18 protein-coding genes are annotated in these 22,898 nt (G+C 63.0%); 16 read left to right on the forward strand and 2 right to left on the reverse strand.

The annotated features are described in order from the left end of the window. Positions 1–13: 13 nt before the first annotated feature. The 4 genes from CBW66_RS01085 to CBW66_RS01100 are packed head-to-tail and all read left to right on the forward strand — an operon-like array spanning position 14 to position 4,351. A complete protein-coding gene (locus CBW66_RS01085) occupies positions 14–994 on the forward strand; it encodes an SPOR domain-containing protein (protein WP_086136252.1) in 981 nt (326 codons plus the stop codon). Between the two features lie 20 nt (positions 995–1,014). Continuing rightward, positions 1,015–1,503: a CvpA family protein gene (locus CBW66_RS01090; RefSeq protein ID WP_077407525.1), complete on the forward strand. Its 489-nt coding sequence runs from the start codon at positions 1,015–1,017 to the stop codon at positions 1,501–1,503. 39 nt (positions 1,504–1,542) lie between these two features. Further along, positions 1,543–3,066, forward strand: a complete 1,524-nt coding sequence (gene purF, locus CBW66_RS01095) for an amidophosphoribosyltransferase (RefSeq protein WP_086136253.1) — start codon at positions 1,543–1,545, stop codon at positions 3,064–3,066. Positions 3,067–3,109: 43 nt separating this feature from the next. Next, positions 3,110–4,351: a cystathionine gamma-synthase family protein gene (locus CBW66_RS01100; protein ID WP_086136254.1), complete on the forward strand. Its 1,242-nt coding sequence runs from the start codon at positions 3,110–3,112 to the stop codon at positions 4,349–4,351. Positions 4,352–4,417: 66 nt separating this feature from the next. Here the strand turns inward: CBW66_RS01100 and lexA are convergent, their stop codons facing one another. Continuing rightward, positions 4,418–5,053, reverse strand: a complete 636-nt coding sequence (lexA, locus tag CBW66_RS01105) for a transcriptional repressor LexA (RefSeq protein ID WP_086136255.1) — start codon at positions 5,051–5,053, stop codon at positions 4,418–4,420. Between the two features lie 275 nt (positions 5,054–5,328). Here lexA and rpsF point away from each other — a divergent pair, with 275 nt between their 5' ends. The 7 genes from rpsF to CBW66_RS01140 all read left to right on the forward strand — a co-directional run bounded on the left by rpsF (position 5,329) and on the right by CBW66_RS01140 (position 10,140). Then, positions 5,329–5,715, forward strand: a complete 387-nt coding sequence (gene rpsF / locus CBW66_RS01110) for a 30S ribosomal protein S6 (RefSeq protein WP_010400028.1) — start codon at positions 5,329–5,331, stop codon at positions 5,713–5,715. 20 nt (positions 5,716–5,735) lie between these two features. Beyond that, positions 5,736–6,035, forward strand: a complete 300-nt coding sequence (priB, locus tag CBW66_RS01115; RefSeq protein ID WP_086136256.1) for a primosomal replication protein N — start codon at positions 5,736–5,738, stop codon at positions 6,033–6,035. A gap of 25 nt (positions 6,036–6,060) precedes the next feature. Then, complete coding sequence (rpsR, locus tag CBW66_RS01120) at positions 6,061–6,351, forward strand: 30S ribosomal protein S18 (protein WP_010400024.1); 291 nt, start codon at positions 6,061–6,063, stop codon at positions 6,349–6,351. 27 nt (positions 6,352–6,378) lie between these two features. Beyond that, entirely contained in the window at positions 6,379–6,834 is a 456-nt protein-coding gene (gene rplI / locus CBW66_RS01125) for a 50S ribosomal protein L9 (protein ID WP_034783456.1), read from the forward strand. Positions 6,835–6,980: 146 nt separating this feature from the next. Beyond that, positions 6,981–8,366: a replicative DNA helicase gene (locus CBW66_RS01130; protein ID WP_071322553.1), complete on the forward strand. Its 1,386-nt coding sequence runs from the start codon at positions 6,981–6,983 to the stop codon at positions 8,364–8,366. A 94-nt stretch (positions 8,367–8,460) separates the two neighbouring features. Then, entirely contained in the window at positions 8,461–9,087 is a 627-nt protein-coding gene (locus CBW66_RS01135; protein ID WP_010400015.1) for a DUF47 domain-containing protein, read from the forward strand. A gap of 39 nt (positions 9,088–9,126) precedes the next feature. After that, complete coding sequence (locus CBW66_RS01140) at positions 9,127–10,140, forward strand: inorganic phosphate transporter (RefSeq protein ID WP_086136257.1); 1,014 nt, start codon at positions 9,127–9,129, stop codon at positions 10,138–10,140. A gap of 56 nt (positions 10,141–10,196) precedes the next feature. On the opposite strand, the gene CBW66_RS01145 is transcribed toward CBW66_RS01140, so the two are convergent. Next, a complete protein-coding gene (locus CBW66_RS01145; protein WP_086136258.1) occupies positions 10,197–11,093 on the reverse strand; it encodes an MBL fold metallo-hydrolase in 897 nt (298 codons plus the stop codon). A 199-nt stretch (positions 11,094–11,292) separates the two neighbouring features. Between CBW66_RS01145 and CBW66_RS01150 the strand changes: the two genes are divergently transcribed. From CBW66_RS01150 to CBW66_RS01170, 5 genes are all read left to right on the forward strand, one after another. Next, entirely contained in the window at positions 11,293–12,915 is a 1,623-nt protein-coding gene (locus CBW66_RS01150) for an HD family phosphohydrolase (RefSeq protein ID WP_086136435.1), read from the forward strand. Further along, positions 12,912–15,167 (forward strand): CHASE2 domain-containing protein, encoded by a 2,256-nt coding sequence (locus CBW66_RS01155; RefSeq protein WP_230491981.1) that lies wholly within the window; start codon positions 12,912–12,914, stop codon positions 15,165–15,167. The genes CBW66_RS01150 and CBW66_RS01155 overlap by 4 nt, the downstream gene beginning before the upstream one ends. A 209-nt stretch (positions 15,168–15,376) precedes the next feature. After that, positions 15,377–16,987, forward strand: a complete 1,611-nt coding sequence (locus CBW66_RS01160; RefSeq protein ID WP_086136259.1) for a ShlB/FhaC/HecB family hemolysin secretion/activation protein — start codon at positions 15,377–15,379, stop codon at positions 16,985–16,987. A gap of 16 nt (positions 16,988–17,003) precedes the next feature. Continuing rightward, a complete protein-coding gene (locus CBW66_RS01165) occupies positions 17,004–22,100 on the forward strand; it encodes a filamentous hemagglutinin N-terminal domain-containing protein (protein ID WP_086136260.1) in 5,097 nt (1,698 codons plus the stop codon). Further along, positions 22,069–22,824 (forward strand): FecR domain-containing protein, encoded by a 756-nt coding sequence (locus CBW66_RS01170; protein ID WP_086136261.1) that lies wholly within the window; start codon positions 22,069–22,071, stop codon positions 22,822–22,824. Before CBW66_RS01165 ends, CBW66_RS01170 begins: the two co-directional genes overlap by 32 nt. The last annotated feature ends 74 nt before the right edge of the window (positions 22,825–22,898 follow it).

Consider the following 22,898-nt stretch of genomic DNA (forward strand, 5'->3'; position numbering starts at 1 on the left):
CTGAAAATCACGCATGGGCTTGTTCTCGAAACTGTTTAAAAACAAGCAAGAATCCTCTGGCGAAGACAGCGGCTTTTATGTCCCTGGCGAAGCACAGTCGCCGACCCGCAAGCGCGCCGCCAACACCTCCGGTGGCGGCGGATCGCGCCGTGGCGGCAAGGAAGCACCGGATCCGGTCTTGCCTGAAAAAAAGCGCGCACGCCGTCGCCTGGTCGGGGCCGTCGCCCTGGCCCTGGGCGTCGCCGTCGGCTTGCCGATGCTGCTCGATTCGGAGCCGAAAGCACCGTTTAACGATATCGCCATCGACATTCCGTCGAAGGAAAAGGCTGCGCCTGCGCCGGCGCCTGTGCCGGCCGTCCCGGCCCAGGCTGCGTCGAATGGCCTGGACCAGTCCGAGGAAATCGTCGACGCGCCGCTGCCGCCCGCGGCCAGGCCGGCACAGGCAACGGCGCCCGTGCTGGCCGCCGCCCAGCCAGCTCCCGTCAAGCCGGCCTATGTGGAACCGAAACCCGAGCCCAAGCCTGAAGCGAAGCCCGAACCGAAACCGGTCAAGGCGGAGCCCAAGCCTGAACCGAAGCATGAAACCAAGCCCGAGCCGAAACACGAGTCCAAGCCTGAGCCCAAGCATGAAGTAAAACCGGAAGCCAAGCCCGAAGTGAAACCTGCCAAGCCGGCGCAATCGGCCGACGATGCCGCGCGCGCGCTGGCTATCCTGGAAGGCAAGCCGCAAGAGAAGGCGCAGGACAAGGCCCACGATGCCGGCGGCGGCAAGTTCGTGGTGCAGGTGGCGGCGCTGGCGACGCAGGACAAGGTCGACGAATTGCAGGACAAATTGCGCGAAGCGGGCATCAAGTCGTACACGCAGAAAGTCTCCAGTCCGGCGGGCGAGCGCATCCGCGTGCGCGTGGGGCCGTTCGGCAGCCGCGAAGACGCGGAAAAGACGCGCGCCAAGTTGCAAAAGCTGGGCCTGGGCGGCTCGCTGGTGCCGGCGTGATGTTGCAAGGCTGAACGGGCGTGACGATCTTCGATTACCTGGTGCTGTTCGTGCTGGTGACGTCCGTGCTGATCAGCATGATGCGCGGCCTGGTCAAGGAAATACTGTCCCTGGTCAGCTGGATCGTCGCGTTCGTCATCGCCAACGCGTATGGCGCCACCCTGGCGAAATTCCTGCCGGAAGCCGTGCCGGGTGAAGCCATCCGTTTGTTGCTGGCCTTCGTGGTGCTGTTCATCGGCGTGCGCATTTTGATGGGATTGCTGTCCATGACGGTCGACGCGCTGGTCAAGGTGACAGGTCTGAGTCTGGCCGACCGCACCCTGGGCAGCCTGTTCGGCGTGGCGCGGGGCCTTGTGATCGTGCTGACCGCCGTCATCTTGTGTGGCATGACGTCCATCCCGCAGCAGCCATTCTGGAAAAACGCGCAGCTCAGCCCGCTCGCGGAGCAGGGCGCGCGCGCCATCAAGCCTTATCTGCCTGCCGCTTACGCGCAGCATGTGAAATTTTGAATTTTTTTTAAAATCAGTAGCACAGTTTAGGAGCACACCATGTGTGGCATCGTCGGCGTCGTTTCCCATCAACCTGTCAATCAATTGCTCTATGATGCATTGTTGCTTCTGCAACATCGCGGTCAGGACGCGGCAGGGATTGCGACCAATCACAGCAGTATGTTTTCCATGCACAAGGCCAACGGCCTCGTACGTGACGTCTTCCGTACGCGTAACATGCGTTCGCTGCAAGGCAACTCGGGCATCGGTCATTGCCGCTACCCGACGGCTGGTTCGTCGAGCGAAGAGGAAGCGCAGCCGTTTTATGTGAATGCGCCGTTCGGCATCACCCTGGCGCACAATGGCAACCTGACCAACTGGGAACAGTTGAAGCTGGAAATGTTCAAGAACGACCGCCGCCACATCAATACCGACTCCGATTCGGAAGTGTTGCTCAACGTGCTGGCGCATGAAATCCAGGAAGCGACGACGGGCCTGAACCTGGACCCGGAAGCCATCTTCAAGGCCGTGACCGTGCTGAACCGTCGCGTCAAGGGCGGCTATGCGGCCGTCGCGCAAATCGCCGGCGTGGGCTTGCTGGCCTTCCGCGACCCGCACGGCATCCGCCCGCTGTGCCTGGGCATCAATGAAACGGAGCAGGGTCCCGAATACCTGATCGCGTCCGAATCCGTGGCCCTGGAAGGCATGGGCTTCCGCTTCGTGCGCGACATCGGTCCCGGCGAAGCCGTCTTCATCGATGCCGACAAGAAATTGCACAGCGCCCAGTGCGCCGACAATGCCAGCTTGAACCCGTGCGTGTTCGAATTCGTCTACCTGGCCCGTCCCGACTCCGTCATCGACGGCGCCTCCGTGTACGCCACGCGCCTGAAAATGGGCGAATACCTGGCCGAGAAGATCCGTGCCGAATTGCCTGGCGTGCATATCGACGTGGTCATGCCGATTCCCGATTCCTCGCGTCCGGCCGCCATCCAGCTGGCCATGGCGCTGAACATCGAATACCGCGAAGGCTTCATCAAGAACCGCTACATCGGCCGCACGTTTATTATGCCGGGCCAGGCGGCGCGCAAGAAATCCGTGCGCCAGAAGCTCAACGCGATCCCGTCCGAATTCAAGGATAAGGTGGTCTTGCTGGTCGACGATTCCATCGTGCGCGGCACCACCAGCCGTGAAATCGTACAGATGGCGCGCGAAGCGGGCGCGACGAAAGTCATCTTCGCCTCGGCCGCGCCGCCGGTGATCTACCCGAACGTGTACGGCATCGACATGCCGACGCGCGACGAGTTGATCGCCTATGGCCGCACGACGGAAGAAGTGTGCCGCGAAATCACGGCCGATTACCTGGTCTACCAGGATATCGGCGCGCTGAAGCAGGCGATCGCCGACGTCAACCCGGCCCTGACCAACTTTGAGGCTTCGTGCTTCGACGGCGTCTACGTGACGGGCGACGTGTCGCAGGAATATCTGGACCGCCTGGAATATGCGCGCCACCATCCAAAGGCGGCAGCGCCCGAAGATACGCCGCGTTCCCAGCTGAACCTGAACCTGGCAACGACAGAAGCGTAATTATCTTGCCCGGCTAGCGCCGGGCTTTTTTTGCTCCGCGATCATGAACGATAAAAAAAACTACGGCTTTACCACCACCATCCTGCATAACGACCGCCGCAAGGGCATCGAGCATGGTTCGCTGCACAAGCCCGTGCACACTTCCGTCGCCTTTGGTTACGCCGATGCACACCAGCTCGCTTCCGTGTTCCAGGGCAAGGAGCCGGGCTTCCGCTACGGCCGCCAGGGCAACCCCACCGTGTCCGCGCTGGAAGACAAGGTCAACAAGATGGAAGGCGGCGTGGCGACTTTGTGCTTCGCCACCGGCATGGGCGCCATCGGCGCCGTGGTGCAGTCGCTGTTGCGCGCGGGCGACCATGTCGTGTCGTCGGCCTTTTTGTTCGGCAACACCAACAGCCTGTGGCAAACGGTGACGGGGCAGGGCATCGGCGTGTCCTTCGTCGACGCGACGGAGGTGGCCAACGTGGCCGCCGCCATCACGCCGCAAACGCGCATCGTGTTCGTGGAAACCATCGCCAATCCGCGCACGCAGATCGCCGACCTGAAAAAAATCGGCGACCTGTGCCGCGAAAAGGGCATTCTGTACATCGTCGACAACACGATGACGACGCCGTATTTGTTCCGCCCGAAAGCCGTGGGCGCGGGCCTGGTGGTCAATGCCTTGACGAAATCCATCGGCGGACACGGCAATGCATTGGGCGGCAGCTTGACGGACACGGGCGTGTTCGACTGGACGCAGTATCCGAACATCTTCGAGAACTACAAGAAGGCGGCGCCCGCGCAGTGGGGCATCGCGCAAATCCGCGCCAAGGCCTTGCGCGACTTCGGCGCCTCATTGGGCCCGGAGGCGGCGCACCATATCGCCGTCGGCGCGGAAACCATGGCCTTGCGCATGGACCGCACCTGCTCGAACGCCCTGGCGCTGGCCACCATGCTTGCCGCCGACCCGCGCGTGGCGGCCGTGCACTATCCGGGCTTGGCGTCGCACCCGCAGCACGCGCTGGCGACGGACTTGTTCCGCAGCTATGGTTCGCTGTTCAGCTTTGAATTGAAGGACGGCATCGACTGCTTCGATTTCCTCAATCGTTTGAACCTGGCCATTCCCGCGAGCAACCTCGGCGACACGCGCACCCTGGTCATTCCCGTCGCCCATACGATCTTCTACGAGATGGGCGCCGAGCGGCGCGCCAGCATGGGCATTGCCGAGTCCTTGATCCGCGTCTCCGTCGGTATCGAGGATGAGGTGGATTTGCTCGAGGATTTCCGCCAGGCACTCGATGTATAAGTAGCCGGACAAATGAAAAGGGCCGCGACAGTCATGTTGTCGCGGCCCTTTTTTTGCGCTGCAGGCTTAATGCCAGCTGCGCATGAGTCCGACGGCCAGGCCTTCCAGGGCAAACTCGTCTTCCGGCGACACGGTAATGACCTTGAAGTCCGGGTTTTCCGGGAACAGTTCGATGACGGAACCCGTCTTCTTGTAGCGCTTGACCGTGACTTCGTCGCCGATGCGGGCGACGACGATCTGGCCATTCTTGGCGCTGTCGACCTTTTTGACGGCCAGTAAATCGCCATCCATGATGCCGGCGTCGCGCATGGACCAGCCGCGCACCTTCAGCAGGAAGTCGGGCTTGGCCGAAAACAGGGCCGGGTCCACGTTGTAGCTCGCTTCCAGGTTTTCCTGGGCCAGGATGGGCGAACCGGCGGCCACCCTGCCGATCAGGGGTAGCGACATCAGCAGCGCCGCCGGCACTTTCGATGGCGGCGCTTCGGCCGCCGCGCCGATCAGGCGGATGCCGCGCGAGGTGCCGGGCGAAATCTCGATCGCGCCCTTGCGCGCCAGGGCCTGCAAATGCTCTTCGGCCGCATTGGCCGATTTGAAACCCAGTTCATTGGCGATTTCGGCACGGGTGGGAGGAAAGCCCGTGTTTTCAATCGCGTCCTTGATCAGGTTCAGGATTTGTTCTTGTCGTGCTGTCAGCTTGATCATGAGCGGTGGGTGCATACTGAAATGCTGTCTATATGAACAGTCTGTATTTTTGTACAGTATCGTCCACTATGCAAGGGGATTTCCGTGTTTTCGGCGAATTTCGCAAGAAATACTTGTCCACGGGCGGAAAGCGCGGTGGCGCGCGGCCTTTTCGGGGGCTGGTGGAAGGAATGATTGAAACGTTTGCAAAAGGCGGTTATAATCTTCGGCTGACCTTCCCACACCCGTCTTGACGCCGGGGTGGGCGATTATCAATCCGACCTGAAGGAGTTTGCATGCGTCATTATGAAATAGTCTTTATCGTCCATCCGGACCAAAGCGAGCAAGTGCCCGCGATGATCGAACGCTACAAAGCCAGCGTAACCACCCGCGGCGGTTCGGTTCACCGTGTGGAAGATTGGGGCCGCCGTCAAATGGCTTACTCGATCCAAAAGCTGCCTAAAGCACACTACATCTGCCTGAACATCGAATGCGACAACGAGACCCTGGTCGAGTTGGAAACAGCATTCAAATTCAATGATGCCGTGTTGCGTCACCTGACCGTTAAAATGAAGAAAGCCGAAACAGCTCCTTCGCCGATGATGAAATCGGTACAACGCGAAGACGCGGCCAAAAGCCACCGCACCGAAGCACCAGCAGCCGCTCCAGCCGCAGCCGCTTAATTCTTGACCAGGATCGTGCGCTGAACCAGCTACAAGTTACCGCCATCATTGCCGAGCGTGAAATATTGCGCTATACCCCGGCAGGGCTGCCGATTGTGAATGCAGTATTGCAACACAGTTCGCAGCAGATGGAAGCAGGGATTGCCCGTTTGACCGAGTTTGATGTTGCCGCGCTAGCCGCTGGCGAAATTTCAGGCCGGTTCAGCCAGGCAAGCTTGAGCGGGGTGTATCAGTTCACGGGTTTCCTGGCAAGGAAGAGCCGCAACAGCAAGAGTTTGGTGTTTCACATCATTGATTTTAGTGCAGTCATTCCCGACTAGCGCATTTTAGATACAGGAGCCTGACATGGCATTCGGTAAAAAGTTCGACAAAAATAAGCTCAAGCTTAAAGAAAAACGCAAACAGCAAAACCCTTTGTTCAAACGTAAGAAGTTCTGCCGCTTCACGGCAGCTCACGTTGAGCAAGTCGACTACAAAGACGTCGACACGCTGAAAGACTTCGTCCAGGAAAACGGCAAGATCATGCCAGCACGCCTGACCGGTACCAAAGCGCACTACCAGCGCCAAGTCGACACCGCAATCAAGCGCGCTCGCTTCCTCGCGCTGCTGCCATACACCGATCTGCACCACGCTTAATCGGTCAGATATTCCTGGAGAAGAACTATGCAAATCATTCTGTTAGAAAAAGTTGTAAACGTCGGTAACCTCGGCGAAGTCGTCAAAGTCAAAGACGGTTACGCACGTAACTTCCTGATCCCGCAACGCCTGGCACGTCGTGCTACGGCAACCGCTGTGGCTGAATTCGAAGTCAAGCGCGCCGAACTGGAAAAAGCTGCTGCCGCCAAACTGGCCGCATCGCAAGCCCAGGGCGAAAAACTGAGCGGCCTGACCGTTCAAGTGGCTCAAAAAGCTGGCGTCGATGGCCGTCTGTTCGGTTCCGTCACCAACTTCGACATCGCTGAAGCGCTGACCAAGCAAGGTTTTGCTGTTGAAAAAGCACAAATCCGCATGCCTACCGGCCCGCTGAAGATCGTTGGCGAGCACAACGTTTCGGTTGCTCTGCACACCGACGTGGTCGTGGAAGTTGTTATCGCTGTCGTTCCAGACGCGAACGCGTAATCGTCTGCGGGCCTGGCCCGCAAGCGCTGCCGCACTATGAAAAGCCGGGTTCGCCCGGCTTTTTTGTGGCCTTTTTTTCGTGTATTTTTCGCTGATTTTCAGCCCTTTTTTTTTGCCCTGACGCCGAAGCGGGTATAATTCGCGCCATGAACGCCCCCTCTGATCCGCAACTGGATTCCCTCCGTATTCCGCCGCATTCGATCGAAGCAGAACAATCCGTTATCGGTGGTCTGCTGCGCGACAATGCCGCATATGACCGCATCGCCGACTTCATGCATGCGGAGGATTTCTATCGCTATGACCATCGCATCATCTTCGAGCAAATCGTCAAGATGGTGAACGCTTCCAAGCCAGCCGATGTCATTACTGTTTTTGAAACCCTGACCCAGCTCGGCAAGGCCGAGGACGTGGGCGGACTCGCTTACCTGAACGCCATGGCGCAAAACACGCCATCGGCCGCGAACATCCGGCGCTATGCCGAGATCGTGCGCGACCGCGGCGTGCTGCGCAAGCTCATCACCGTCGCCGACGATATCTCCGGCACGGCCTTCAGCCCGCAAGGCAAGGAAGTCAAGCAGATGCTTGACGAGGCCGAGTCGAAGATTTTCGCCATCGCCGAAGAAGGCGCGCGCGGCGCCCAGGGCTGGACCGCCATCCAGCCCCTGCTGACGCAAGTGGTCGAGCGCATCGACGAACTGTACAGCCGCGACAACCAGAGTGAAATCACGGGCGTGCCCACCGGTTTCATCGACCTCGACCGCATGACCTCGGGTCTGCAGCCGGGCGACCTGGTGATCGTGGCGGGCCGTCCATCGATGGGCAAGACGGCGTTTTCCGTCAACATCGGCGAGAACGTGGCCATCGACAGCGGCTTGCCCGTGGCCGTGTTCTCGATGGAGATGGGCGGCGCCCAGCTGGCCATGCGTATGCTCGGCTCCGTCGGGCAGCTCGACCAGCACCGTTTGCGCACGGGCCGCCTGAACGACGAAGACTGGCCGCGCCTGACGAATGCGATCCAGAAGATGAACGACGCGCAGTTGTACATCGATGAAACGCCGGCGCTCAACTCGATCGAATTGCGCGCCCGCTCGCGCCGCCTGTCGCGCCAGTGCGGCAAGCTGGGCCTGATCATTGTCGATTACTTGCAGCTGATGTCGGCCAATACCCCGGGCGACAACCGCGCCACGGAGATTTCCGAAATTTCGCGCGGCTTGAAAGGCCTGGCGAAGGAACTCGGTTGTCCCGTGATCGCGCTGTCCCAGCTGAACCGCTCGCTGGAACAACGTCCTAACAAGCGTCCCGTGATGTCCGACTTGCGCGAATCGGGCGCTATTGAGCAGGATGCCGACGTGATCCTGTTCATTTACCGCGACGAGGTGTATAACCCCGACTCGCCGGACAAAGGGACGGCCGAAATCATCATCGGTAAACAGCGTAACGGCCCAATCGGCAGCATCCGCCTCACCTTCATGGGGCAGTACACCAAATTTGGCAATTACAGTGGTGGCCTGGCGCTTTACCAAGGCGACTAAGACTCAGCAGCACTGGCAATTCCATTGGCCGCCCCCTCATACGGGGCGGCTTTCTGTAGTAAATAACACGACTCAATGCTTAACGGAGAATGACATGTTTGGACGCTTGATGCCCACTGAGGGCAAGTTTTTTGAATTGTTTAACCAGCACGCGGAACTGTGCGTCAAGGGCGCGAAAGAGATGCTCGGCCTGATGACCAATTTCGACGACCTGGAAAACCGCGTGCATGCGATCGAAAGCATCGAGAAACAGGCGGACAAAGTTACCTACGCCACCGTGGAAATGCTGCACAAGACCTTCATCACGCCGATCGACCGCGATGACATCCATCAGCTGATCACGCGCCAAGACGACATCCTCGACCTGCTGGAAGATGCGGCGCAAACCGTCTCGCTGTACGACCTGAAAGCCGTCACGCCGGAAGCCAAGCGCCTGGCCGAACTGGTGCTGGCCTGTACCGAAAAAGTGCGCGACGCCGTCGCCATGTTGCACAATATGGACAACTCGCGCAAGATCGTCGCCATCTGCGAAGAGATCGACCGCCTGGAATCGGACGCCGACCACGTGATGCGCGCCGCCATGTCCAAGCTGTTCCGCGACGAGCCGGACGTGCGCAACCTGATCAAGCTGAAAGCGATCTACGAAATTCTGGAAACCGTGACCGACCGTTGCGAAGACGTGTCCAATATTATCGAAGGCATCATCGTCGAAAACGCGTAAGCGTTGGGCCTGTCCTGAACCAGAATCAGAAAAGAAACTATAATGACCATACAAATCAGCATCTACGTGCTAGGCCTGTTGATCGTCCTGGCGCTGCTGTTTGACTTCATGAACGGCTTCCACGACGCCGCCAACGCGATTGCCACGGTGGTCTCGACGGGCGTATTGAAACCGCAGACCGCGGTTGCCATGGCCGCCACGTTCAACTTCGTCGCCATCTTCGTGTTCCACCAGCTGACCGTGGCCGCCACGGTGGGCAAGGGCACCATCGATCCGGCCGTGATCGACCAGTACGTGATCTTCGGCGCGCTGATGGGCGCCATCTTCTGGAATTTGTTTACCTGGTACTACGGCATTCCCTCGTCGTCCTCGCACGCCCTGATCGGCGGCCTGGTGGGCGCCGCCGTCGCCAAGTCGGGCACGGGCGCGCTGGTTGCTGCCGGCCTGTGGAAAACCGTGGCCTTCATCGTCATCGCGCCCGTGCTGGGCTTCGTCTTCGGCTCCATCATGATGCTGCTCGTGTCGTGGATCTTCGTGCGTTCGACGCCGCGCAAGGTCGACAAGTGGTTCCGCCGTTTGCAACTGGCATCGGCGGCCGCCTACAGCCTGGGTCACGGCGGCAACGATGCGCAAAAAACCATCGGCATCATCTGGATGCTGCTGATCGCCGCCGGCTACTCCAGCGCGGCCGACCAGATGCCGCCGATGTGGGTCATCATCTCGTGCTACACGGCGATCAGCTTCGGCACGCTGTTCGGCGGCTGGCGCATCGTCAAGACCATGGGCCAGAAGATCACCAAGCTCAAACCGGTCGGCGGCTTCTGCGCCGAAACGGGCGGCGCGATCACCCTGTTCGTCTCGACGGCGCTGGGCATTCCCGTGTCGACCACGCACACGATCACGGGCGCCATCGTCGGCGTCGGCTCGGCGCAAAAAATGTCGGCCGTGCGCTGGGGCGTGGCGGGCAATATCGTCTGGGCCTGGATCTTCACGATTCCCGCTTCGGCCTTCGTCGCAGCAGTGGCCTGGTGGATTGGCCACCACATCATGTAAGGCGGCCTTGGGCCAATTGGGCACATTCAAAAAAGGAACCGCAAGGTTCCTTTTTTTTATGCGCCGGCCAGTTCCACCGTCAGCCCCTCGCTGGCGAGGAACACCTGCAGGCCGGCCAGGCGGCTCGCATAGCGGCCCATCACGTCGGCAAACACGGCTTCGAGCTGCTCGTCGCTGCGGGTCGGTTCGTGGTGGGTACAGTACAGGCGCCGCGCGCCGCAGCGCAGGGCCAGGTCGAAGGCGGCGTCGAAGGTGCCGTGGCCCCAGCCCTGCTTGCCCGGGTATTCTTCGCGCGTGTACGAGCAATCCATGATCAGCGCATCGACGCCGGCGACCAGCGCATCGATGCCGGCCTGGCGCTGCGCATTGCGCGCCGCGCAGGCCGCATGCTCGGCGTGACCGGGCGGATGCAGGTTGTAGAACGGTTCATGGTCGCCGCTGAAAAACAGCGCGGCGCCGCCGCAGTCGATGCGGTAGCCGAGGTTGACCACAGGATGGTTCATTTCCGCGCCGCGCACGCGCGCGCCACCCACGTCGACGGCTTCTCCCGGTGCCAGCGTGCGGTACTCGATGCCGGCCGCCATGGCCGCTTCGCTGACGGGGAAATAGCTGCTTTGCAGCTGCACCGCCATCACGTGCTCGATACCGCGGCCGGCGGCCGCATCGTGGGCACCGTACAAGCGCATGCGGTTGCCGGCCACGAACAGGGGCGAGAACATGGGCAGGCCATGGATGTGATCCCAGTGGCTGTGCGTGATGAAGACGTGCGCGTCGACGGGCTGGCCCGGCGGCAGCTGCTGCGCCAGCGCGAAGATGCCGCTGCCGGCATCGAGAATGATCAGGCTGTCGTTGTCCGTGCGCACTTCGATGCACGTGGTGTTGCCGCCATAGCGCGCCGTGCGCGGGCCGGGAGAGGGGATGGAGCCGCGCACGCCCCTGAACGTGAATTTCATTCAGTACCTTGTTATAGTGTAATTATTGTTGATTCTATTCTAATTAATGAGATTGGCGGCAACATTTATGCGTGTTGCGATACGGAAAGTAATTTCATTTTGTTGTGACTAAGTAATGTACAGTGCGCAGGGTCGCCGTTACACTGGCGCTTGCCGACGTCCCCTTTTTTTGCTTGCCCATTACCTGATTGCCACCAATATGCCTCAGCTGCACCCTGAGAAAATCGCCCACAGACTGGAGCAATTGACCGAACTCAGCGTCGCGCTCGGCCACGGCCTCGGCGGTGAAGGGCGCGACATTGGCGCGCTGCTGCAGCGCATCGTGCTGCTGGCGAAAAGCATGAGCGGCGCCGACGGCGCCACCCTGTACCGGCCCGCGCTTGAGGGGCGCCAGCTGGCGTTCGATATCAGCGTCAACGACAGCCTGGGCATCGCGCAGGGGGCGGACATGGGTTTGCCGGGCGTTCCCCTGTTCGATGGCGCCGGCCAGCCCAACCTGGCGTCGGTGGCCGCGTATGCGGCGAACATGCGCCGCAGCGTGAATATCGCCGACGTCTACCGCGACGAGGTCTTCAATTTTTCCGGCATGCGCGAGTTTGACCGCCACCATGGCTACCACACGCAATCGATCCTGACGGTGCCCATGAGCGATCACGAGGGCGACTTGATCGGCGTGCTGCAGCTGGTCAATGCCAAGGATGGCGAGACGGGCCAGGTGCGCGCCTTTTCCTCCACCGACCAGCGCTTCATCGAGGCGCTGGCCGCGCAGGCGGGCGTGGCGCTGACGAATCAGCTGCTCATCTCTCAGCTGGAAGAGCTGCTCGAATCGCTCGTTACCCTGATCAATATCGGCATCGATGAAAAGTCGCCGTACACGGGACGGCATTGCCAGTTCGTGCCCGAGCTGACGATGTTGCTGGCCGACGCCGCGCATGCGACGCAAACGGGGCCGCTGGCCGATTTCCGGCTCAGCGACAACGAGCGCAAGCAGCTGTGGCTGGCCGGCCTGCTGCACGATTGCGGCAAGATCACCACACCCGTGCACGTGGTCGACAAGGCCACCAAACTGGAAACCATCTTCGACCGCATCGCCCTGATCGACACGCGCTACGAAGTGCTGCTGCGCGACGCCGAGATCGCCGCCCTGCGCCAGCAGGCGGCGCAGCCGCAGCAGAAGGACGCCATCGCCCGCGCGCTGGAGCAGGAGCAGGCGGCGCTGCGCGAGGAACGCGACTTCATCCGCACGGTTAACATCGGCGGTGAAAGCATGGCGCAGGCCGACCAGGAAAGGGTGCGGCAGATCGCCCGCCGGCGCTGGCGCGCGGCCGACGGCGAGCTGCGCGATTTTCTCGATGCCGACGAGACGGAAAACCTGACCATCCGCGCCGGCACCCTGACGGCGGCCGAGCGGGCCATCGTCAACAACCATATCAGCGTGTCGATCCGCATGCTCGAAGCGCTGCCGTGGCCCAAGCACCTGCAGAAGGTGCCCGAATATGCGGGCGGCCATCACGAGCGCATGGATGGCAAGGGCTATCCGCGCGGGCTGACGAAAGAGCAGATGTCGGTGCCGGCGCGGCTGATGGCGATTGCCGACATTTTCGAGGCGCTGACGGCGCGCGACCGGCCCTACAAAAAGGGCAAGTCGCTGTCCGAATCGCTGCGCATCCTCGGCAATTTCAGCCTGAACGGCCATATCGACCCGGAGCTGTTCGACGTTTTCATCCGCAGCAAGGTCTATCTGACCTTCGCTGAAAAGCACATGCATCCGAGCCAGATCGATGCCGTCGACGAGGCGGCCATTCCGGGCTATATCCCTTGAAGCTGTCGCTGGCCTGGCGCAAGCATGGGGCGCGGTCGCTGCTGGGTGTAGTCTTGACCGTGGCGGCGGCCGTGCTGTGCCTGGCCGGCAACGACACGATGGCGCGGCTTGACGCCATGCTGGGCGACTGGCGCATGCGCTTTGATGCGCCGCAGCTCGACCGCCGCATCGTCATCGTCGACATCGACGAGCAAAGCCTGGCCCGCGTGGGCCGTTTTCCCTGGAGCCGCGACGTGCAGGCGAGCCTGGTGCGCCAGCTCACCGGCCATTACGGCGTGGCCGCGCTGGGCTTCGATATTGCGTTTCCCGAAGCGGACACCAGTTCCGGCTACGCCGTGCTGCAAGGCCTGGCGCGCGGCGAACTGGCGGGCGTGGCCGGCTTGCCGGCGCAGCTGGAAAAGCTGCGCCCGGCGATGGATTACGACGGCCTGTTTGCCGAGGCCATGCGCGGCCAGCCCGTTGTGCTCGGCTATAGCGTCTCGGAGCGGCAAAGGAAGGGCGTGCTGCCCAGGCCCGCCTTTACCGTCGCCGATTTGAACGGGCGCACGGTCACGGCCTACGTGGCGCGCGGCTACGAAGCCAATATCGCCCCCTTGCAGGCGGCCGCGCAGGGTGCTGGCATCTTCACGGCGCTGACCGATGCCGACGGCGTCGTGCGTTCCTCGACCCTGTTGCAGCGCATCGGCGACGGCTATTATCCTTCGCTGTCGCTGGCCACCGTCGCCGTCTACCTGCAGGCGCGCGCCATCGCTCCCCGTTTCACGGGCACGGCCGATACCCTGTCGGCGCGCGAACTGGCCAGCGGCGGCCTCGAACACATCATGCTGTTCACGCCGCGCGGCGCGCTGGCGATCCCTGTCGGCGAAGCCTTGACGACCACGGTGCAGTACCGCGGCGCGGGCGGCCCCGATGGCGGCGCCTTCCGCTACGTGTCGGCTGCCGACGTGCTGGCCGGTACGGTGCCGGCCGCGCTGCTCAAGGGCACCATCGTGCTGGTGGGTACCACGGCGCCCGGCTTGAACGATATCCGCGCCACGCCCGTGAATGCCGAATATCCGGGGGTGGAGGTGCACGCCAACCTGATCAAGTCCATGCTCGACGGGCGCTTCAAGGCGCGGCCCGACTACGCGCTGGCGCTCGAACTGGTGCAGATCGTGCTGTCTGGCCTGCTGCTGGCGGGCGCCCTGGCCGTGCTGCCGCCGGCCGGCGTGATGCTGGCCAGCGTGGCCGCGCTGGCCGCCGCCATCGGCATCAACCTGTACCTGTACGCCGTGCACGACCTGGTGCTGGGCGGCGCCGTGCTGTTGCTGCTGATCCTTGCGCTGTTCATCGCCAACCTGGCGTGGGGTTACTTTTTCGAGGTGCGCAAGGGACGCGCGCTGGTGGCCCGTTTCGGCGAGTACGTGGCGCCCGAGCTGGTGGCCGAGATGGCCGACGATCCGCGCCGCTACACGATGGAAGGCGAGAACCGCGAACTGACGGTGCTGTTTGCCGACGTGCGCGGTTTCACGGCCATCTCCGAGCAGCTGGCCCCGGCCGCGCTGCGCGAATACATCAACGCCTACCTGACGGCCATGTCGGAAGATATCCGCGACAGCCATGGCGGCACGCTGGACAAATACATCGGCGACGCCGTGATGGCGTTCTGGGGCGCGCCCGTCGCCTTTGGCGATCATGCCGGCCGGGCCGTGGCCAGCGCCCTGCTGATGCAGCAAAGCGCGGCGCGGCTGAACCGGCAGTTTTGCGCGCGCGGCTGGCCGGCGCTGCGCATCGGCATCGGCATCAATACGGGGCCCATGCATGTGGGCGACATGGGCTCGCGCATTCGCCGCGCCTATACCGTGATGGGCGACAGCGTCAACCTGGCCGCGCGCCTGGAAGGCGCCAGCAAGCTGTATGGCGTGGGCATCGTGGTGGGCGAGGTCACGCGCGCGGCGGCCCCGGATTTTCTGTACCGCGAGCTCGACCGGATCCGGGTGCTGGGCAAGCAGGAAGCGGTGGCCATCTTCGAGCCGCGCTGCCTGCTGGCCGGCGCCGCAGCGGCCGAACTGGCGCAGCTCGAGCGCTGGCACGCGGTGCTGGCCCGGCTGCGCGCGCGCGACTGGGCGCAGGCAGGTACGCAGCTGGCCCATTTGCAGGCGGACTTTCCCGACGATGGCCTGTACCGGCTGTACGCGGCGCGCCTGGAGCAGTACCGCAACGCGCCACCGCCATTGGACTGGGATGGCGTGACAGAATTGCACAGCAAATAGCCCGCCATTCGCCGGAAAAGGCAAGCGATTGCGGCATTTTTCATCAGCGCGTGCGCATTGTTTGTTGCATCGCGATAAAAATCAGGGGGAAATGTTAGAAATTTCTGACTGGAAACTAAAAGCCGTCTAAAATTTGTCTTCAATCCATTGCCGGACATGCTGGCGCCTGCGGGCCGCGCGCTTGTCTGGTTACTCAAGAAATCCTTCACATGACATATCGTTTGGTGCACCTGCTTGCGGGTTCCGCGCTGCTGTTCGCCGTCGGCGCCGCCGGCGCCGCTGTTTCCATGGATGACGCCGCACCTGCCGCGCAGGACGACGGCGTCTCGCGCTTCGAGATCCGCCGCTTCGACGTCCAGGGCAATACCCTGCTCACGTCCGCGCAGGTGCAAGCCTTGCTGGCGCCCTTTACGGGAGCGCAGCGCGATTTTTCCGACATCGCCCGCGCCGTCGAGGCGCTGGAGGGGGCTTACCGCGAGCGCGGTTACAGCGCCGTGCAGGTGCAATTGCCCGAGCAGGAACTGGAGCGGGGCGTGGTGCGCCTGAACGTGCTGCAAACGCCGCTGGGCAAGCTTGCCATCAGCGGCAATGCCTACGTCGACGAGGCCAACGTGCGGCGCGCCCTGCCGTCTCTTCGCACAGGCGAGACGCCGAACTTGCCGGCCCTGTCGCAAAGCCTGAAACTGGCGAATGAAAACCCGGCGCGCAAGCTCGAAGTGCGCCTGCAAGCCGACGAGCCTGCCGGCGCCATCGACGCCATCGTCACGGTGGCCGATGACAAGCCCTGGAAAGCCATGCTCAACGTGGACAATACGGGCAATGCGCAGACGGGCAAGACGCACGTGGGCGTGGTGCTGCAGCATGCGAATCTGTTCGGCCTCGATCATGTGGCCAGCCTGCAATACACGAGCAGCCTGGAAAAGCCGGACAAGGTGGGCGTGTATGGTGCCGGCTACCACTTGCCGCTGTATGCGCTGGGCGACTCGATGGATTTTTTCGCCAGCTATTCGAACGTCGATTCGGGCAGCGTCTCGGCCGGCATTTTCGACCTGGCCGTCAGCGGCCAGGGCAGCATGGCCGGCATCCGCTACAACCAGAACTTTGCCCGCAGCGGCGATTTCGAACCCAAGCTCGTGTACGGCATCGACTACAAGGCTTACCGCAACAGCGTGCAACTGTTCGGCATGGAGCTGGGCGCCGACGTCACCGTGCATCCGCTCAGCGTCAGCTACATCGGCAACTGGACCCTGCCCACGGGCGAGACCAGCGTGGCGGTCACCTTCGCGCACAATATCCCTGGTGGCAAGCATGGCGCGCAAGCCGATTTCGACCGCGTGCGCGCGCACGCCAAGGCGGCCTACAACACGGTGCGCCTGAGCGCCAGTTCGGGACGCGTGCTGGCCGGCGACTGGCAGTGGCGCGCGCTCGTCAACGCGCAAGTCACGCCCGACGCGCTGGTGCCGGGCGAGCAGTTCGGCGCCGGCGGCGCCGCGTCCGTGCGCGGCTTTGCCGAGCGCGAGGTATCGAACGATTCGGGCGTCAACCTGAACCTGGAGCTGTACACGCCGAACTGGTGCGGCCAGGCGCTCGGCTACCAGTGCCGCGCGCTGGCGTTCTATGACACGGCCTGGCTGCGCCGCAACCATGCGCTGCCCGGCGAAAGCGCGTCGCAAGGCATCGGCAGCGGCGGCCTCGGCTTGCGTTTGCTGCTGAGCCGCTACGCCAATCTGCAACTCGATTACGCCCATGTCGTCAATGGCGGCGACACGGGACAGCGGGGCGCCAACCGCCTGCATTTCCGCCTCGCCTTGGCCTACTAGCATCAGGATGAACACCATGCACAACCACGTCCAGCACGCCTCCGCTTTCATCCTGACGTCCGCGTTTTCGTCACCCCTTGCGCCGCCCTTGCGCCGCACGGCGCTGGCGCTGCTGCTGGCCGGCTGCTTCGGCGCCGCGCAGGCCAACCCTGCCTTGCCGCAGGTGGTCAACGGACAGGCCACGTTCAGCCAGCAGGGCAACATCTTTTCGATCACGAACACGCCCAATACCATCATCAACTGGCAGAGTTTTTCCATCCATGCGGGTGAAATCACGCGCTTCATCCAGCAAAACGGCAATAGCGCCGTACTGAACCGCATTACGGGACAAGACCCCAGCAAGATACTGGGCGCGCTCGAATCGAACGGCAAGGTCTTCCTGATCAACCCGAACGGCATCGTTTTCGGCCAGGGGGCGAAAGTCGACGTGAACGGGCTGGTCGCTTCCAGCCTGGGCATGTCGAATGAGGATTTCCTGGCCGGCAAGCGCCAGTTCACGGCCGGCGGCGTGGCCGGCGGCGTCAGCAATGCGGGCCTGATTAACGCGGGCAAGGGCGGGCAAGTGCTGCTGATCGCGCCGAACGTGGAAAACACGGGCATCATCACGGCACCGAATGGCGAAGTGATCCTGGCGGCCGGGCGCAGCGTGCAGCTGGCCGACCCCGGCAATCCGCAATTGCGCGTGCTGGTCTCTGCACCCGCCGACCAGGCGCTGAACCTGGGCCAGATCATCGCCCAGGGCGGCAGCATCGGCATGGCCGGCGCGCTGCTCAGCCAGCGCGGCGTGCTCAACGCGAATAGCGCCGTCGTCGGCGAGAATGGCAGGATCGTGCTCAAGGCCAGCGGCAAGGCGCTGCTCGAAGCGGGCAGCGTCACCAGCGCCACAGGCGCGGCAGGCAAGGGCGGCCAGATCCAGGTGCTGGGCGAGCAAGTGGGTTTGCTGGGCAATGCAAAGGTCGACGCCAGCGGCGCCACGGGCGGCGGCACGGTCTTGCTGGGCGGTGATTACCAGGGCAAGAACGCGGCCGTGCAAAATGCGCGGCAAGTACTCGTCGGCAAGGATGCCAGCGTTGCTGCCGATGCGATTGTCAGCGGCAACGGCGGCAAGGTCATCGCCTGGGGCAATGAATCGGCCCAGGTGCATGGCAGCATTTCCGCGCGCGGCGGCGCGCAAGGCGGCGACGGCGGCTTCGTGGAAACGTCCGGCCATTATCTGGCCGTCGACGGCATCCGCGTCAATACCGGCGCGGCGCGCGGCAAGCGCGGCAACTGGCTGCTCGATCCGTATGACATCAATGTGGTGGCCGGCACGGGCGGCCAGCTGGGCGACGTGGACGAGTTCGCCGACACGCCTGCCAGCGGCAGCACCAACATCGGCGCCGACGTCATTTCCGGCGCCAGCAGCGATGTCATGCTGCAGGCTACGCATCGCATCAATTTCAACAGCGCCATCAACATGACGCACCTCGGTACGGGCTTGACCGCGATGGCGGGCGAGACCATCAACGTCAACTCATCGATTACCACCAATGGCGGAAGCGTCACCTTGCTGGCCAACAATGCCGCCAGCGGCACGCCATATGGCGCCGGCTCGAATGTCAATCTGGCTGCGCCGATCACGACGAATGGCGGCAGCGTCGTCCTTTCCGGCGCCGGCGTGGGCGGTGCCGGCGTAGTCAATGTCGGTAGCGGCAATCTGAGCCTGGCCAGCAATCTTGAGAATGGCGCAATCGACCTGACGGGCAGCGGCGACCAGTTGCTGGGCAGCGGTAGCGCGGGACAAACGGTGACGCTGCAGGCGGATAATATCGGCATCAACGGCAGGGTCAATTTCGGCGGCCCGGCGGGCGGGGCGAATGTCATCATCAAGCCCCTGAGCAGTGCGCGCGGCATCGACCTGGGCACCAAGTCGGGCGCGGTCCTGGGGTTGACGAAGGCGGAGCTGGCCGGCATCTCGGCGGCGTCGCTGACCATCGGCGACGGCACGAACACGGGTGGCTTGCACATCTCGGATGCGCTCGCCAGAACCGGCGATCTGCACCTCAATTCCGGTTCCGCCATCACGGCCACGGCTGCCGTGACGGTGGACGGCAGTTTCGTGCTGGACGGCGGCAGCTGGGTACAAAACGGCGCTAGCTTGCCAGGCTTTGGCGCCAGAAACTTCACCATCGGCAGCGGCGCCAGTTTCTTGCGCGTGGTCGGCGGCGACGGTGCCGCCACACCTTATCTGCTCGCCGATATCTATGGCTTGCAAGGCATCGCCAGCCTCGGTCTGGGCAACAGCTATCGCCTGGCCGGCAATATCGACGCCAGCGGCACGGCGAACTGGAACGATGGCCAGGGCTTTGTGCCGATCGCCGGCAGCGGCGGCGGATTTTCCGGCGTGTTCGATGGCGGCGGATTTACGCTCAGCAATTTGAAAGTCGACCGCAGCCTGGTGCCTGGCCTGGCGGCAGGCCTGTTTGGCACCGTGCAGGGCGGCACCTTGCGCAACCTGACCCTGAGCGGCGGCAGCATCACCGGCAGGACGAACGTGGGCGCGCTGGCTGGCGAGGTCGTCAGCGGTACTATATCCGGCGTGAACAGCAGCGTCGCCGTCAGCGGCCAGCGCAATGTCGGCGGCCTGGTGGGCAGCAACGGCGGCGCCATCACGCTGTCGGCCAGCAGCGGCGCCGTCACCGGCGTCAATGCCGACAACGGCGGCGCCATCGGCGGCCTGGCGGGATCGAATGCGTCCGGCGCCAGCATCGCGACCTCGTACGCCACCGGCATGGTGACGGGCGCGCGCGAGATGATCGGCGGCCTGGTCGGCAACAACCAGGGCGCGCTGAGCCAGTCTTATGCCACCGGCAATGTCACGGGCGCGCGCAGCATCGGCGGCCTGGTGGGCTTGAACGGCGGCAGCATCGACGATGCATATGCCAGCGGCGCCGTGGGCCGCGCCATTACTGCCGATCCCATCCTGTCCATGGAAAACATGGGCGGGCTGGTCGGTGAAAGCACGGGCAGCGTCAGCCATGTCTTCAGCAGCGGCGCCGTGAGCGGCGACGGCTACGCGGCCGTGGGCGCGGTGGCCGGCCGCGTGTCCGCCGGTTCCCCGTTCAGCTATGGTTTTTTCAATTATGAAACATCGCTGGTGCAAACCGGTGGCGGCGGTTCCAGCGGCCGCAGCACGGCGCAGATGCGGCAGCAGGGCAGCTTCAGCGACTACAATTTCAGCAGCGTGTGGCGTATCTACGAAGGCTACACGACGCCGATGCTGAAGGCGTTCCTCAAGCCGCTGCAAGTGAACCTCTCGGGCAATGCCACGGGCAAGGTCTACGATGGCCAGCTGGCCGCCTTCCTCGGGTCGATCGGCTATGTGGGATTGATCGACGGTGATGTGGGCGTGAATGGCAGCCTCGGCTACGGCGGCAACGCGCGCAATGTGGGCAGCTATGCCGCGACGGGCCTGTGGTCGACCAAGTACGACATCACCATGGGCGGCACGACGACTTTCGCCATCACGCCGCGCACCCTCAACGTGCAATTTAACGGCGTCAACAAGGTCTATGACGGCACGACGGGCGCCACGCTGGGTTTCGGCGATGATCGTGTGGCCGGCGACCGCCTGGACCTGTCGGCTCTGGCCAGCTTCAGCGACAAGAATGCGGGCGCGGGCAAGACGGTATTCGTGACGAACCTGGGCCTGGGCGGCGCCGATGCGGGTAATTACCTGCTGACCTCGACGGGCGGCACGACGCAGGCAACGATTGCGCAAAAACAATTGTCGACCTGGGTGGGCAGCGGCAGCGGCTTGTGGAGCGATGCGGCCAACTGGGACGGCGGCGTGGTGCCGGAAGGGGCGAACGTGCTGGCTGTCGACTTTGGCAACAGCAAGGGCATCGTCACCTACAGCGCGGCGGCCGGCAACACCATCCTGAAAAACCTGAACTCGGCAACGGGTTTGCTGCTGACGGGCGGCAGCCTGACCCTCGGTGATGGCGTACCGGACCGTTCCCTGCTGGCCAGCCTGGAAATCAGCGGCGGCAGCTTGCAGCTGAACGGCAGCCTGTCGGCGGACCGCTACGCGCAAGGCGGTGGCGTGCTGAGCGGCAACGGTAACTTGCTCGTCGCCAACAGTTTTAATCAGACCGCCGGCGCCATCCGCCTGGCGGGCCAGCTGGCCATCACGCAAGCGGCTGGCGACTTGCGCTTCGCCAGCCTGGCGGCGAACGATGTACAGCTGAGCGCCCTGAACGGCGCCATCGGCCAGGACGGTGCGGTGCTCGCCGGCAACCTGACCGCGCAGGCGCGCGACGGCATCGTGCTGAATCATGCGGGCAATCAGGTCAGCAGTTTTACCGCCAGCAATCGTGCCGCGGGCGGCATTGCGCTGAACAATACGTCGGCGCCGGGCGCCTTGGCCCTGGGAACGCTGACCACGGGCGCGGGCAATATCGCCATCGACAATACGGGCGGCGTCACGGCCGGCAATATCGATGCGAATGGCGGCAACGTCAGCGTGACGGCGCACAGCCCCGTTACCGTCAACGGCAGGATCGCGGGCCATGACATTGCGCTCAAGGCCAGCACGGACGTGCTGCTGGGCGATGGCGCGCAACTGGCAGCGGCGCGCGACATCAGCCTGGCGGCGGGACGCGACATCAGTATCAAGGGCAACTCCCGCGTAGCCAGCGGCGGCAATTTTACCGCCAGCGCAGAAGGCAATGTGCTGTTTGCGGACACGGCCAGTTTCACTTTGCCGGCCGCTGCCAGCATGAGCGTGCTGGCGAAAACGGGCAGCATCACGGGCACGCAGGGCGTGCGTATCAATCGCCAGCGCACCAGCGTCGGCTTGCAGACGCCGAATGGCGCGGTAAGCATGGCGGACACCATTTTCCTGCCCGCCACGACCGTCGAACAGCCCGTGATCGACGCCGCCACGAGCGCGGCCATCAATGACGCCTTGCGCATTATCAAGCAGGCCGACTATGCCAACGTTCCGCTCGCTTCCAAACCGCCAGGCAAGCCTGATGACAAGGTGAGGGACGACAAGGATGTTGCCGCCTCCACAGATAACTCAACAGGACTTACAAAAAATGAAACTGCTAAAAAAATGTACTGCAATTAAGGTCTTGCTGTGGGTGGCCCTGACGTGCGTGGGCGCCCACGCCTGGGCCGGGCAGGTAGCCGGTATCGTCATGCAATTGAGCGGTCCGCTGATGGCGAAAAAGGCCGATGGCAAGGTGAAATTGCTGGCCATCAAGTCCGAAGTGGAGCAAGGCGATACCTTGCTGACGGAAAAGGACACCTATGCCTTGATCAAGCTGATCGACAATAGCGAAATCACCCTGAAGCCGAATACCAGTTTCGTGATCGAGCAGTTCAGCTACGCGGCCGAGCAGCCCGATGGCGACCATGCCATCTTCAGCTTGCTCAAGGGGGGCTTGCGCTCCGTCACTGGCCTGCTGGGCAAGCGCAACAAGGAGCGCTTCGAGATGAAGACGCCGGCGGCCACCATCGGCATCCGCGGCACGACCTTTGTCGCCAGCTACGTCACTTCACCGGCAGCGGGGCTGCCAACGGCGCCGCCATCGGCAGGGGCAGCGCTGGCGCCCGGCCTGTACGTGCAGGTGCTCGATGGCCTGATTCATGTGACGAATCCAGCGGGTACGAGTAATTTTGCCGCCGGCCAGTTCGGCTTCACGCCCAACTTCCAGCAGCCGCCCGTGATTCTGCCCGTCAATCCCGGCATCAAGTTCGCGCCGCCGCCGTCCTTTTCTGCGCCATTGCCGGGCCCGGGCAGCGCGGCTGGCGGCGCCAAGCCGGCCACCATCGACTGCGTGGTGCGCTGAGCTGTTATCGACAAGTCCGGCACACGCGACAAATAGCGCTTGACCTTCCCATCGTTGGATAGCAGATCCTGATT

The organism is Janthinobacterium sp. GW456P (genome assembly GCF_002127655.1).
GTDB lineage: Bacteria > Pseudomonadota > Gammaproteobacteria > Burkholderiales > Burkholderiaceae_D > Janthinobacterium.

Coding starts and splice junctions, on each gene's coding strand:
- CBW66_RS01085 (WP_086136252.1), top strand. CDS start 14: ATGGGCTTGTTCTCGAAACTGTTTAAAAACAAGCAAGAATCCTCTGGC.
- CBW66_RS01145 (WP_086136258.1), bottom strand. CDS start 11,093: ATGAAATTCACGTTCAGGGGCGTGCGCGGCTCCATCCCCTCTCCCGGC.
- lexA (WP_086136255.1), bottom strand. CDS start 5,053: ATGATCAAGCTGACAGCACGACAAGAACAAATCCTGAACCTGATCAAG.
- rpsR (WP_010400024.1), top strand. CDS start 6,061: ATGGCATTCGGTAAAAAGTTCGACAAAAATAAGCTCAAGCTTAAAGAA.
- CBW66_RS01170 (WP_086136261.1), top strand. CDS start 22,069: ATGAAACTGCTAAAAAAATGTACTGCAATTAAGGTCTTGCTGTGGGTG.
- rpsF (WP_010400028.1), top strand. CDS start 5,329: ATGCGTCATTATGAAATAGTCTTTATCGTCCATCCGGACCAAAGCGAG.
- purF (WP_086136253.1), top strand. CDS start 1,543: ATGTGTGGCATCGTCGGCGTCGTTTCCCATCAACCTGTCAATCAATTG.
- CBW66_RS01160 (WP_086136259.1), top strand. CDS start 15,377: ATGACATATCGTTTGGTGCACCTGCTTGCGGGTTCCGCGCTGCTGTTC.
- CBW66_RS01100 (WP_086136254.1), top strand. CDS start 3,110: ATGAACGATAAAAAAAACTACGGCTTTACCACCACCATCCTGCATAAC.
- CBW66_RS01150 (WP_086136435.1), top strand. CDS start 11,293: ATGCCTCAGCTGCACCCTGAGAAAATCGCCCACAGACTGGAGCAATTG.
- rplI (WP_034783456.1), top strand. CDS start 6,379: ATGCAAATCATTCTGTTAGAAAAAGTTGTAAACGTCGGTAACCTCGGC.
- CBW66_RS01165 (WP_086136260.1), top strand. CDS start 17,004: ATGCACAACCACGTCCAGCACGCCTCCGCTTTCATCCTGACGTCCGCG.
- CBW66_RS01135 (WP_010400015.1), top strand. CDS start 8,461: ATGTTTGGACGCTTGATGCCCACTGAGGGCAAGTTTTTTGAATTGTTT.
- CBW66_RS01130 (WP_071322553.1), top strand. CDS start 6,981: ATGAACGCCCCCTCTGATCCGCAACTGGATTCCCTCCGTATTCCGCCG.